General features: G+C 42.5%; 13 protein-coding genes. 2 read left to right on the plus strand and 11 right to left on the minus strand.

Annotated features, from left to right (window positions below; all coding sequences use genetic code 11):
• Positions 1 to 62 precede the first annotated feature (62 nt).
• The 11 genes from ABWU87_RS01410 to ABWU87_RS01460 form a co-directional block, all read right to left on the minus strand.
• Positions 63 to 1,289, minus strand: a complete 1,227-nt coding sequence (locus ABWU87_RS01410; protein ID WP_353332573.1) for an HD domain-containing protein — start codon at positions 1,287 to 1,289, stop codon at positions 63 to 65.
• A gap of 9 nt (positions 1,290 to 1,298) precedes the next feature.
• Positions 1,299 to 2,123, minus strand: a complete 825-nt coding sequence (gene pyrF / locus ABWU87_RS01415; protein ID WP_353332575.1) for an orotidine-5'-phosphate decarboxylase — start codon at positions 2,121 to 2,123, stop codon at positions 1,299 to 1,301.
• 11 nt (positions 2,124 to 2,134) lie between these two features.
• Positions 2,135 to 3,247, minus strand: coding sequence for a peptide chain release factor 1 (prfA, locus tag ABWU87_RS01420; protein WP_353332577.1), 1,113 nt, complete (start codon positions 3,245 to 3,247; stop codon positions 2,135 to 2,137).
• Positions 3,248 to 3,250: 3 nt separating this feature from the next.
• Positions 3,251 to 4,417, minus strand: coding sequence for an AIR synthase-related protein (locus ABWU87_RS01425; RefSeq protein WP_353332579.1), 1,167 nt, complete (start codon positions 4,415 to 4,417; stop codon positions 3,251 to 3,253).
• Positions 4,418 to 4,493: 76 nt separating this feature from the next.
• Positions 4,494 to 5,075, minus strand: coding sequence for a LemA family protein (locus tag ABWU87_RS01430; protein WP_353332581.1), 582 nt, complete (start codon positions 5,073 to 5,075; stop codon positions 4,494 to 4,496).
• Between the two features lie 21 nt (positions 5,076 to 5,096).
• Entirely contained in the window at positions 5,097 to 6,041 is a 945-nt protein-coding gene (locus ABWU87_RS01435) for a TPM domain-containing protein (protein ID WP_353332583.1), read from the minus strand.
• 210 nt (positions 6,042 to 6,251) lie between these two features.
• Entirely contained in the window at positions 6,252 to 7,214 is a 963-nt protein-coding gene (locus tag ABWU87_RS01440; protein ID WP_353332585.1) for an alpha/beta hydrolase, read from the minus strand.
• 8 nt (positions 7,215 to 7,222) lie between these two features.
• Positions 7,223 to 7,966, minus strand: coding sequence for a shikimate dehydrogenase family protein (locus ABWU87_RS01445; RefSeq protein WP_353332587.1), 744 nt, complete (start codon positions 7,964 to 7,966; stop codon positions 7,223 to 7,225).
• Positions 7,967 to 7,990: 24 nt separating this feature from the next.
• The gene (gene ubiE / locus ABWU87_RS01450; protein WP_353332589.1) at positions 7,991 to 8,728 is read right to left on the minus strand and encodes a bifunctional demethylmenaquinone methyltransferase/2-methoxy-6-polyprenyl-1,4-benzoquinol methylase UbiE; all 738 of its coding nucleotides are present in this window, start codon (positions 8,726 to 8,728) and stop codon (positions 7,991 to 7,993) included.
• Positions 8,729 to 8,816: 88 nt separating this feature from the next.
• Positions 8,817 to 9,761 (minus strand): phosphoribosylaminoimidazolesuccinocarboxamide synthase, encoded by a 945-nt coding sequence (locus ABWU87_RS01455; RefSeq protein ID WP_353332591.1) that lies wholly within the window; start codon positions 9,759 to 9,761, stop codon positions 8,817 to 8,819.
• The gene (locus ABWU87_RS01460; protein ID WP_353332592.1) at positions 9,761 to 10,741 is read right to left on the minus strand and encodes a PhoH family protein; all 981 of its coding nucleotides are present in this window, start codon (positions 10,739 to 10,741) and stop codon (positions 9,761 to 9,763) included. The genes ABWU87_RS01455 and ABWU87_RS01460 overlap by 1 nt, the downstream gene beginning before the upstream one ends.
• Positions 10,742 to 10,985: 244 nt before the next feature.
• Between ABWU87_RS01460 and ABWU87_RS01465 the strand changes: the two genes are divergently transcribed.
• A complete protein-coding gene (locus ABWU87_RS01465) occupies positions 10,986 to 11,564 on the plus strand; it encodes a DUF5715 family protein (RefSeq protein WP_434533914.1) in 579 nt (192 codons plus the stop codon).
• Positions 11,565 to 11,614: 50 nt separating this feature from the next.
• Positions 11,615 to 12,367 (plus strand): tRNA pseudouridine(38-40) synthase TruA, encoded by a 753-nt coding sequence (gene truA / locus ABWU87_RS01470; protein ID WP_353332597.1) that lies wholly within the window; start codon positions 11,615 to 11,617, stop codon positions 12,365 to 12,367.
• Positions 12,368 to 12,384: the final 17 nt, after the last annotated feature.

The raw sequence follows: 12,384 nt of genomic DNA on the forward strand, positions 1-12,384 counted from the left end.
GGAGCAAAGGTCGTATTTTTTTTTTATATTTCTGTACGGTTTGATAAATATTTCAATCTTTTTTAAGCCAACCGTAAGTAACAGAGGTAGTATTTCTTTACCTTCTTTGAGAGGAGAGAAATATTAAGCATATCAGATGCTTCAGCTATATTCTTGATTGTGCCGTCTTTATAGATGATGTCGATGCTATCATCAGCAGGGTCGTACATGTTTTTTTCTATACTTGGGGTCGAAACAAAATATACAGCATCTTCTTTGCTAATATGCAACTTATTGCTTATCTCATTAAATAAAGTCTTCATTCTTTCTTCACTGATTGGATTAGTTGAGGTTTCAACTTTGAAAATCTGTCGATTTATCAGTCCTTGGCTTAGTGTAGAAAGAACCGTGTCGGGATGAGCACTCCATACTTTTAGTGCTGTCCATATATCACTGTCGTCCAATTGAATGAATTGTTCCAAGCATTCAGAGTTGCGGTAGAATTCTTTTGGATCGATATCATTATATAGGAAAAAACGCAGAGCGGGTGAAGCAAATAATTCTATCTCTTTAAAAGCCAACTCTTTTGCCCGCAGTAAGGAATTTACCATCATCTGTTCATATGCTACAGATGTTTTGTGCAGGTAAACTTGCCAATACATTAGTCTCCTAGCGGTGAGGAAGTTTTCAATTGAATAAATACCTTTCGCCTCAATTACAAGATGATCGTCTTTCACATCGAGCATTTTAATGATACGTGCAGAACCGATGTTTCCTTCAATTACTCCAGTATAAAAGCTATCACGACAGAGATAGTCGAGGCGGTCCATATCAAGCTGTCCGCTTACCAATTGGTGTAAGAATCTTTTAGGATATTCATCCTTGAATATGCATAATGCTAAATCAAGTTGTCCATTCAGTTCTTTATTAATACGTTCCATCAATCGAAGCGAAATCTCTTCATGCGGTACCCCTCTAATTAAAGAGTCTTCTAAAACGTGTGAGAATGGACCGTGACCAATGTCGTGCAACAGAATGGCGGCCAGCACTCCTTCTGATTCCTCGGGAGTAATCTCATTCCCTTTCAAACGAAGCTGAGTAATGGCCTCACTCATCAGATAAAAGGCTCCCAAGGAATGTTGAAAACGGGTGTGCTGTGCGCCAGGGTAAACAACCGAAGATAGTCCCATCTGTTTTATCCGGGATAACCGGGTAATCAGCGGATGGTTGATTAACCTGGAAATTACTCCTCCGGGTATATTGATGAAGCCGAAAACCGGATCGTTGACTATCTTTCGTTCGTTTATCATGTGTTTAAGTTATAGGATAGCTTTTAGTTGCTCTTCCATTTCAACCTGAACGGCTTTAGCAGCAGCTTTGGCGGCAATTGCAAAGTTTTCCGTTTTATCTGCATAGATAATTGCACGTGATGAGTTTACAATCAAGCCACACATCTTATTCATGCCGTATTTGCAAACTTCTTCCAGTGATCCTCCCTGAGCACCTACGCCCGGAACTAAGAGAAAGTGGTTGGGTACATGTTTGCGGATATCTTGGAACATCTTTCCCTGAGTTGCACCTACAACATACATCATCTGTTCATCGGAAGCCCAGTTTTGAGAGGTTTTCAATACCTTTTCAAAAAGACGTTCTCCGTTGGCATCTTCAGTAAGTTGGAAATCGTGAGAACCTTTATTGGAAGTTAGTGCCAGTAGGATAACCCATTTTTCCGGATAGATAAGAAATGGTTTTACGCTATCTTCGCCCATGTATGGAGCAACGGTTACCGAGTCAAGATCCAACTCATCGAAGAATGAACGGGCATACATCTCACTTGTATTTCCTATGTCTCCGCGTTTTGCATCGGCAATAATAAATTGGTCGGAATAGTTCTTTTTAATATATGAAACTGTCTTTTCAAAAGCAATCCATCCTTTTACACCCAAGCTTTCATAGAAGGCTAGATTGGGTTTGTAGGCAATGCACAAATCTGCAGTTGCATCAATAATGGCCTTATTAAAAGCGAAGATTGGATCTTCCTCTTTCAAAAGGTGTTCCGGAATTTTTTTAATGTCTGTATCCAGACCTACGCAGAGAAATGATTTCTTGCGTTTTATGTTTTCGAATAATTGTTGTTTGTTCATCGGGAGTAATATTATAGTTCACTTTCTTTCATTCGTTCTGCATTTTCGGCAACAATCAGGCGGTCGATGCAGTCCTGAATATCTCCGTCCATAAATGCTGAAAGGTTATAGATGGTATAGTTGATACGGTGATCGGTAATACGTCCTTGCGGATAATTGTAGGTACGGATTTTAGCCGAGCGGTCACCGGTGGAAACCATGGTCTTTCTTTTTGAAGCGATATCATCGAGGTATTTCTGATGCTCCTTATCGTAGATGAAAGTACGTAGGCGAGAAAGTGCTCTTTCTTTGTTTTTAGGTTGGTCGCGTGTTTCTGTACATTCAATCAGAATCTCTTCCGAAACGCCTGTGTTCGGGTTCTTCCAAACATAGCGCAAACGAACGCCCGATTCCACCTTGTTTACGTTCTGTCCACCGGCTCCACCTGAACGGAATGTGTCCCATTTGATTTCGCCTTCATTGATTTCCACATCAAACTCTTCGGCTTCAGGAAGTACGGCAACAGAAGCAGCCGATGTATGAACTCTGCCTTGTGTTTCTGTGGCTGGAACCCGTTGGACGCGGTGTACCCCCGATTCGTATTTCAGAATTCCATATACGTTATCTCCACTTACAGTGAAAATAATTTCTTTAAAACCTCCGGATGTTCCTTCGCTGGTGTTAGTCACCTCCACCTTCCATCCTTTGGCTTCGCAGTATTTTGCATACATACGGAAAAGGTCGCCGGCAAAGATGGCAGCTTCGTCACCTCCTGTTCCTCCACGGATTTCCACAATCGCATTCTTTCCATCTTGTGGGTCGGCAGGAACCAGGAGAATTTTTATCTCCTCTTCCAGTTCCGGAAGTCTTGACTGGCAATTGTCTAACTCCTCCTTTGCCATTTCGCGCATTTCAGGATCCTGTTCAGAGCCAAGAATTGCTTTGGCTTCTTCAATACCGTCAAGCATTTGTATATATTCTTTGCGGGCATTTACGATATTTTCTAGGTCTTTGTATTCCTTGGTCAGTTTCACAAAGCGCTTCATGTCGGCAATCACTGACGGGTCGGTAATAAGGGTCGAAATCTCTTCAAAGCGGCTTACCAGCCCTTCAAGTTTATCTAATAATGTATTGTTGTCTGCCATATTTTAGTATCTGAACTCTCCGAATTCACTTTTAATAATCAGTTCTTTCTTATCTGATTCCTCCACGCGTCCAACTATCTGAGCATCAATTCCGAAAGATTTGGAGATAGCGATTACCTCTTCAGCATGTTCTGGTGACAGGTAAACTTCAAGGCGATGTCCCATGTTGAATACCTTGTACATTTCGCTCCAGTCTGTACCCGATTGTTCCTGGATTGTCTTGAATAAAGGCGGAACAGGGAAGAGGTTGTCTTTTACAACTCTTACTGTGTCAACAAAGTGAAGAACTTTAGTCTGAGCCCCACCTGAGCAATGTACCATACCATGTATTTCCGGACGAAGAGCATCCAGTAGTTTCTTAACTACCGGAGCATAAGTACGGGTAGGAGATAGCACCATTTTTCCGGCATCAAGCGTTATGCCTTCAATCGGGTCGGTTAGTTTTAGCTTGCCAGAATAAACAAGGTCGGCAGGAACACCTGCATCGTAGCTTTCAGGATATTTTTCTGTCAGATATTTTGCAAACACATCGTGGCGGGCAGAAGTTAGTCCGTTGCTTCCCATACCGCCGTTGTATTCCTTTTCGTAGGTTGCCTGTCCGTAAGAGGCCAGTCCCACAATCACATCACCCGGACGGATATTGGCATTATCAATCACATCGCTACGTTTCATACGGCAGGTTACGGTACTGTCCACAATGATGGTGCGAACCAAATCGCCTACATCGGCCGTTTCGCCACCTGTGGCATATACACCTACACCCATTTCGCGAAGTTCTGCAAGCAGTTCATCGGTACCATTAATGATAGCCGAGATCACTTCTCCCGGAATCAGCAGTTTGTTACGACCAATGGTTGATGAAACCAGTATATTATCAACAGCACCCACGCATAGCAAATCGTCAATATTCATAATCAACGCATCCTGCGCAATCCCTTTCCAAACAGAAATATCTCCTGTTTCCTTCCAGTAGAGATAAGCCAGACTTGATTTTGTTCCGGCTCCATCGGCGTGCATAATGTTGCAATATTCTGGGTCGCCACCTAAAATATCAGGAATGATTTTACAGAAAGCTTGAGGGAAGACACCCTTGTCGATGTTTTTAATAGCGTTGTGCACATCTTCTTTCGAAGCTGAAACACCCCGCTGCATGTATCGTTGATTACTCATATTTGTTAAAATGATAAGATGTTTATTTACAGCATGCAAAATTACTGCATTTTTTTTTTGTAGGCAAATGTTTATATCAGAACTCTACCTTTGGCGCTTTTTCAGTTCCCTCTTCAGCCTCAAAATAGGGGCGTTTTTCAAAACCGAACATGCCTGCAAAGATGTTTTTTGGGAATTTACGGATAAAGGCATTGTATTCTTTAGCCAATTCATTGAAACGTCCGCGTTCTACTGATATGCGGTTTTCTGTTCCTTCCAGCTGAGCCTGTAGTTCCAGGAAGTTCTGGTTTGCCTTTAGGTCGGGATAGCTTTCTGAAATGGCTAGCAATTTGCCAAGTGCGGTAGTCACATCTCCCTGTGCTTTCTGATAAGCTTGCAGTTTTTCAGGAGTCATCTTTGTTGGGTCGACTGTTATCTGAGTAGCTTTTGCACGCGCTGCAATGACACCTTCTAGAGTACTTTTTTCATGTTTGGCATATCCTTTTACGGTATTTACCAGGTTGGGGATCAGGTCGGAACGACGTTGATACTGATTCTCCACGTTGGACCAGGCTTTTGTCACCTCTTCTTGTTTATCCACCATTGAGTTATAAGAGCCTCCTCCAAGGAGAGCGAGAATCACAACTATCGCCAAGATAATAATTAAAGACTTTTTCATATCTATTTTCTGTTTAATGTTTTAAAAATCCGATCCGGCTCCACCACCGCCAGTCATTCCACCGCCGAAGCTGCCTCCGCCGAAGCTGCCTCCGCCGAATCCACCGCCGCCGGAGCCAAAGCCTCCGCCCATGCCGCCCATAAAGATTCCTCCTCCTAAGCCGCCACCCAGACCGCCTCTGCCTCCGCGGTAGTGGTCTTCCACTTCGCGAACCACCTTATGGCCACAGTTCTGGCAGGTAAATACAACCTGCTCTCTCTTTATTCCGTGGCTGAGCGAAAGAAGTTTTGAGTCGGTGCGCATTAGTTGATGTTTTTTGCAATTGGGGCACTGGTTTGCTTTCCAGGCAGCAAAACCTCCTATGAAGATTACCAGCAACAGAAATCCTCCGGCTGCAAAGAAGATAAGCATGATGTCTCCGGATTCTTGACCCTGTATTTCATCATTTGTCATGGTGCCGTCCAGACGGGCTACAATTGTCTTGATGCCGCTCACCATTCCTCCGTCCCAGTTGTTGTTCCGGAAAAATGGATTCATCTTTTGAACCTGTATCCGCTTGCAGATGGCATCAGGAAGATCTCCTTCCAGTCCGTATCCGGTTATAAAGCGGATGGTGCGCTGGTCTTCCACCAGTAGAATAACCAATCCGTTATCTTTTCCTTTTTTTCCTACTTTCCAGGCATTAAACAATCCGAGTGCAAAATCAAAACTATCGTTGTTGCCGATGGATGGAAGAGCAACCACTGCTACTTCGATGGATGTTTTCTGTTCCAGATTCCAGAGCATGCTGTCAATTTCCGCACAAGCTTCCTGGGATAAGAGTCCCCCCGGGTTGCTTACATATTGCATCTTGTTCTGAATATGTACATTGGGAACGGTTTCAATAGTGTACTCTTTTGCCTGTGCATGTAGTTGGTAACTGATGCACATGAGGAGAAGCAAAAATATTTTTTTTGATAATTTCATAGTTTTCATTTAGTTGTTATTTATTGCTTCAAAATATTCCAATTGGGCCTATTCTATATATCCTGGTGTTATATGGCAGAAAAAACATTTAACCAATCTTGTTTTTCAGAATACATTATTTCTGCAATAATCTGTATTAGTTACAAAGATATAAAACTATTCAGTAAAACAGTTTATCTCTCGTAGGAAATTCCACCGTGCACAGGTTGTTTAGTTAATATAAACATCTGTAAACGCTTTTACTTTCGACAGATATATTGCCGGATTTTGTTTGTATGATTTCGCATGTTCGGCACCGTGCACAATCCATAGCTCTTTCGGTGCCGGTTTGGCTTCATAGAGAGGATACACCATCCAGGTGGGGACGTATGTGTCAGCGTCACCATGTATGAATAACATAGGCAGATGACATTTCTTAACCTGGTTTAATGCCGATGCTTCCTGAAAAGTCCAGCCATATTTAATATTGCACAGCAGACTTGTGGAATGCATCAAGGGGAATGTCGGCAGGTCGAAACGAGACTTCAGTTCCTTAGCAAACTCATCCCATACGCTTGTATAGCCACAATCTTCAATAAAGCATTTCACGTTGCCGGGAAGATTTTCTCCGCTAAGCATCATGGTTGTAGCGGCTCCCATCGAAATACCGTGTACCACCATACGGGTGCTGTCACCGAATATCCCTTTAGACACATCAATCCATTTCAGTATATCAAGTCGGTCTTTCCATCCCATCTGAATAACTTTGCCTTCACTCTTTCCGTGTGCCCTAAGGTCTGGAAGAATCACATTATAATTCATTTCGTGACTGTACATATAACCAATCATCAGCATTCGGATGGCATTGTCGGTATATCCATGTACAAGTACGGCGGTTTTATCTGTTGGGTGCTTCGCGGTGATATAAAAGGCATGCAGTTTTTTATCTTCGTTACCTATGATAAAAGTATCTTTCAATGCCGAAGCTTGTTTAAGACTATCCACCCATGGTTTCAGGTTCGGATAGTTTTCGAACATGTATTTGTATGATTCTGCTTCATCGTTCCCGTTGTGCTTTGAGGCTAATGAGTAATCGAGCATATAGAAACTCCCCCATGCCAGACCTCCCAATAACAGGAATAAAAAAACAAGAACGGAATATTTTACAATCTTTAAAGTCTTTTTCCTGTTCATGCAGATATTTATTTATTCCATATTTCCCATCCTGCAAAAGCTTGCAGCAATAGCATTTCCAGTCCGTTTTTGGTTTTAGCTCCCATTTCAGCACCTTTCTTCATAAAAAGGGTTGTGTCCGGATTGTAAATCAGGTCGTATAACAAGTGTTTGTGCGTAAGTTGTTCGTAAGGAATATTGGGACAATTATCTTCATCGGGAAACATTCCTACCGGAGTTGCATTTACAATAATCGTGTGCTCAGCCATTATCTCCGGAGTCAGCTCATCGTAAGTCAGCATGCCTGGTTGTTTGGCTCGAGAAACATAAACACCTTCAACTCCCAGATTCTTCAATCCGTGGAAAACTGCTTTTGATGCTCCACCAGCACCCAGTATCAGGGCTTTCTTGTGTTTGTCTTTCACAATAAACGGTTCAATTGATTGTGAAAAACCGATAATGTCTGAATTATATCCCACCAGTTTCACTTTTCCTTTCTGTCGAATAATCTTGATTACATTAACGGCGCCTATGGCTTCTGTATCCTTGTCCAGTTCATCAAGATAGGGTATAATCTGTTCCTTGTACGGAATAGTAACATTCAGTCCGCACAGGTCTGGGTTTTCGCTGATAATCATTAAAAAATCCTTGATATCAGGGATCTCAAAGTTTACGTATTCGGCATCAATGCCTTCCGATTTGAATTTTTCGTTGAAGTATCCAATCGAGAATGAATGTTTGAGCGGATAGCCTATTAAACCATACTTTTTCATGGGAGTATATTTTTATTGTTCTTTTTATTTTGTAGCGGTATAGAGTGTGCAGATTCCAAAAGTTAGTCTTCTGAAAGCTACATTTCTGAAACCAGCCTTTTCAAGAACCCCTTTCATTACCTCTCCTTGTGGAAAGGCCTGAATAGTTTGTGGCAGATATGTGTAAGCATTGTTGTCCTTGGAAAGCAATTTACCCAAGGTTGGAATTACAATCTTTGAATAGATAGCAAATAGTTGCTTCATTGGGAAGCGGTCGGGGGTAGTCAGCTCCAGTATTACCAGATGTCCTTCCTGAGTAAGTACCCGGTGCATCTCCGAAAGTCCTTTATCCAAATTTTCAAAATTACGGATTCCGAAGGCAACCGTGATGGCGTCGAATGTATTTTCTGTGAAAGAGAGATTGGTGCAGTCCTCTTTAGCAAAAGTGATATTCTGTTCCAGTCCAAGCTTCTTGACTTTATCCTTGCCAATATTCATCATCCCTTCAGAAATATCGGTCCCGATAAGCTCTTGTGGCAAAAGGTCGCGGTATGCCTGAATGGCAAAATCCCCGGTTCCGGTGGCTACGTCCATCATCTTTTGTGGGTGGAACGGTTTTAGCCAGGCAATTGCCTTACGTCTCCAGCCTTTATCAATGCCCATAGAAAGGGTGTGGTTCAGCAGGTCGTAATGATGGGCAATGTTATTAAACATTTTTTCCACTTGCTCTGATTTCTTTCCGCTAGAGCTATAAGGCTTTATTTGTTCTTGGGGATATTTCATTTGGGAAACGAAAAATATAAATCGATATGAATAAAAATGAATGAATAATGAAAAGAAGCCCTTCCATTATTCATTCATATGGTACTACTTATTTTGTAAGAAATGCGGTCACATTCTTTTCAATTCGTGAGGCAACATCTTCCAAATCTGCTTTCACAAATTGTTCTCCAACGATGTTTTCATACAATTCAATGTAGCGTTCGGTTACACTGTTTACATATTCCTCTGTCATAGTAGGAACTTTTTGTCCCTCTTTTCCTTGGAATCCGTTTTCAATGAGCCACTGGCGCACAAATTCCTTTGAAAGCTGTTTCTGAGGTTCATCCTTGGCCAGGCGTTCTTCAAATCCATCAGCATAGAAATAGCGTGAAGAGTCGGGGGTATGGATTTCGTCCATCAGGAGAATCTTTCCGTCTTTCTTTCCAAATTCGTATTTTGTATCCACCAAGATGAGTCCCATTGTTTTGGCAATCTCGCATCCACGAGCATAAACAGCCAAGGTGTATTTTTCCAGTTGTTCGTAATCCTCTTTGCTCACAATGCCACGTGCAATAATCTCTTCCTTGGAGATGTCCTCGTCATGTCCTTCGTATGCTTTTGTGGTAGGAGTGATGATTGGGGTTGGGAACGGTTGGTTTTCCTTCATTCCGTCCGGCATTGGAACGCCGCAAAGAACACGTTTGCCCTCTTTGTACTCTCTCCATGCATGACCTGTAAGATATCCACGCACTACCATTTCCACTTCGAAAGGTACGCATTTGATACCTACGGTAACCATTGGGTCGGGGGTAGCAATTTTCCAGTTAGGAACAATGTCCGAAGTTGCATCTAGAAATTTGGCTGCAATCTGATTCAACACCTGTCCTTTGTAAGGGATACCTTCGGGAAGAACAACATCGAATGCAGAGATGCGGTCTGATACCACCATCACCAATAGTTCGTCGTTGATATTATACACATCACGCACTTTTCCGTGGTATACACTCTTTTGTCCCGGAAAATTAAAGTCGGTTTTTACTAATGCTTTGCTCATTACTGTATTTGTTTTTGGGATTCTTCAAGTTTCTCTTTTTTCTTTTTCTCATCAAACCGTTCGTAGGCTTCAACTATCCGCTCTACTAGTTTGTGGCGCACAATGTCTTTCTTTCCAAGCTCCACGAAGCTAATGCCCTTCACCCCTTTCAGGATGCGCATTGCCTGAACCAGTCCCGATGTTTGCGAAGCAGGAAGGTCAATCTGAGTAAGGTCTCCTGTAACAATCATTTTGGTATTCATACCCATGCGGGTAAGGAACATCTTGATTTGCTGAGTGGTGGTGTTTTGCGCCTCGTCCAGAATAACCACCGCATCATTTAATGTACGCCCCCGCATAAAGGCTAACGGTGCAATTTGGATAATGTTTAGGTCGATGTATTCTTTTAACTTGGCCGCAGGAATCATATCCTGCAGTGCGTCGTAGAGTGGTTGCAGGTAAGGGTCTATTTTTTCTTTGATATCTCCCGGTAGGAAACCGAGTTTCTCGCCCGCTTCAACGGCCGGTCGGCTGAGGATGATTTTTTTTATTACTTTTTGTTTCAGGGCTCTAACTGCCAATGCAATGGAAGTGTAGGTCTTTCCCGATCCTGCAGGGCCGATGGCAAAAAGCATATCATTCTTCTCGAATCCCTCCACCAGTTTCAGCTGGTTGTCGCTTCGGGGGATGATGGGCTTTCCTGTAACGCTGAACACAATGACGTTGCCAATCTTCTCCGTCTGTGGGGTGTTACCTTTGATGATATCAATTATCACCTCTTCTTTTAGGGAGTTGTATTGGGCGCAGTGCTTTTCCAATGCTAGGATATTCTCTTCGAAAGCGCACATTTCTTCTTCATCTCCCATTACCTTAATCACATTTCCGCGGGCTACTATCCTTAATTTGGGATATAAGGCTTTGATAAGTTGGATGTTGGCATTATTCAAGCCATAGAAGATAACCGGATCGATTTCTTCGAGAACAATCAGTTTTTCTATCATTGAATCAATTTAAAGGATCTAAGTGTATTTCTAATTGCCTGCAAATTTAATCATTTCGTTTGGATTTTTTTAGCTTTCAAATGGAATTTATTCGATATTACTTTTTCAGAAAAGATGAATTTAATATATATTTGCACATACTAAAACTAAAAAACCAAACCAGATAAAACTTATGCGTAAAGCTATCGCCTGCATCATTCTTTTACTACAGATATGTTTCCTGGGAGCCTGTCGGGATAAAACCATGAAAATGAACGATCCAAAAAATATCAGAGGGGTAATCAGTTACAAACGTTCTTTTGGAGATCTGAACGATTTGCATCTCTCCTCGGCAAAGAGCATTGGGATTACTCCCATCTCTTCGCGAGAAGAGGCCGAATCTATGAATGGTGATTTAGTGCTGATAGAGAATAATGAATATTATCAGGTGGATTCGTTAACCCATTCACTTCCGTATCTTGTCCCGAAAGCTGCCGACCTGCTTGCCAGCATTGGCTCTAATTTTCTCGATTCTTTGGGGGCAAAAGGGTTGAATCCCAACGAAGTGATTGTAACATCCGTGCTCCGGACAAAGGATGATGTCCGTAAACTCCGAAAACGCAATCAAAATGCCTCCGACAATTCGGCCCATTTCTATGGAACAACATTCGATGTAAGCTGGAAGCGTTTCTATAAAGTGGAGGACGGCCGGCCCATGCAGGACGTCGGCTCTGATACCCTGAAGCTGGTACTTTCAGAAGTGCTTCGCGACCTTCGTAAAGCGGAAACATGTTACGTGAAATACGAACTGAAGCAAGGTTGCTTTCATATTACAGCCAGATAGAACTTACGTAACGAAAAAAAACGTAACTTTGCACAAAAATTAGAATATACGTGCAACGATACTTTATTTACTTAGCCTACGAAGGAACCAATTATCACGGTTGGCAGATTCAGCCCAATGGCATTAGTGTGCAAGAGTGCCTGCAGAAAGCTCTTTCCACCTTTCTTCGAACCGATATCGAAGTGGTGGGAGCCGGACGTACCGACACCGGGGTCCACGCCAGACTGATGGTTGCCCATTTCGACTACGAAGAAGATTTTGCCGACCTGACAGCAATTGCCGACAAGCTTAACAGAATACTCCCTCAGGACATCTCTGTATTCGAAGTTTGCAAAGTCACACCCGAGGCGCACGCCCGCTTTGATGCCATTTCGCGTTCCTATAAATATTATATCACCAACGTAAAATCCCCCTTCAATCGTCATCTTAAATGGCGAGTGCATTCAAACCTTGATTACGAACTGATGAATCGGGCGGCAAAGATACTGTTCGAATATACAGACTTTACCAGTTTCAGCAAGCTGCATACGGATGTGAAGACGAATAACTGTCGCATTATGCAGGCTGAATGGACTCAGGAAGACGAGAATACATGGGTGTTCACCATTAAGGCCGACCGATTCCTGCGAAACATGGTACGTGCGGTAGTAGGTACTTTGGTGGAGGTGGGGCGCGGCAAGATGAGTCTTGAGGAATTTAGAAGAGTGATTGAGCACAAAGACAGATGTAAAGCAGGCGCCTCTGTGCCGGGACATGCGTTGTTCCTGGTTGATGTTGAATACCCTGCCGAGATTTTTATATAGAAACTGTTTTAAATTTT

Origin of the sequence: Bacteroides sedimenti (assembly GCF_040365225.1) — a bacterium.
GTDB lineage: Bacteria > Bacteroidota > Bacteroidia > Bacteroidales > Bacteroidaceae > Bacteroides > Bacteroides sedimenti.

Bases quoted from the DNA above. Each gene is read 5' to 3' on its own strand.
- ABWU87_RS01410 (WP_353332573.1), bottom strand. From the start codon at position 1,289: ATGATAAACGAACGAAAGATAGTCAACGATCCGGTTTTCGGCTTCATC.
- pyrF (WP_353332575.1), bottom strand. From the start codon at position 2,123: ATGAACAAACAACAATTATTCGAAAACATAAAACGCAAGAAATCATTT.
- prfA (WP_353332577.1), bottom strand. From the start codon at position 3,247: ATGGCAGACAACAATACATTATTAGATAAACTTGAAGGGCTGGTAAGC.
- ABWU87_RS01425 (WP_353332579.1), bottom strand. From the start codon at position 4,417: ATGAGTAATCAACGATACATGCAGCGGGGTGTTTCAGCTTCGAAAGAA.
- ABWU87_RS01430 (WP_353332581.1), bottom strand. From the start codon at position 5,075: ATGAAAAAGTCTTTAATTATTATCTTGGCGATAGTTGTGATTCTCGCT.
- ABWU87_RS01435 (WP_353332583.1), bottom strand. From the start codon at position 6,041: ATGAAATTATCAAAAAAAATATTTTTGCTTCTCCTCATGTGCATCAGT.
- ABWU87_RS01440 (WP_353332585.1), bottom strand. From the start codon at position 7,214: ATGAACAGGAAAAAGACTTTAAAGATTGTAAAATATTCCGTTCTTGTT.
- ABWU87_RS01445 (WP_353332587.1), bottom strand. From the start codon at position 7,966: ATGAAAAAGTATGGTTTAATAGGCTATCCGCTCAAACATTCATTCTCG.
- ubiE (WP_353332589.1), bottom strand. From the start codon at position 8,728: ATGAAATATCCCCAAGAACAAATAAAGCCTTATAGCTCTAGCGGAAAG.
- ABWU87_RS01455 (WP_353332591.1), bottom strand. From the start codon at position 9,761: ATGAGCAAAGCATTAGTAAAAACCGACTTTAATTTTCCGGGACAAAAG.
- ABWU87_RS01460 (WP_353332592.1), bottom strand. From the start codon at position 10,741: ATGATAGAAAAACTGATTGTTCTCGAAGAAATCGATCCGGTTATCTTC.
- ABWU87_RS01465 (WP_434533914.1), top strand. From the start codon at position 10,986: ATGAAAATGAACGATCCAAAAAATATCAGAGGGGTAATCAGTTACAAA.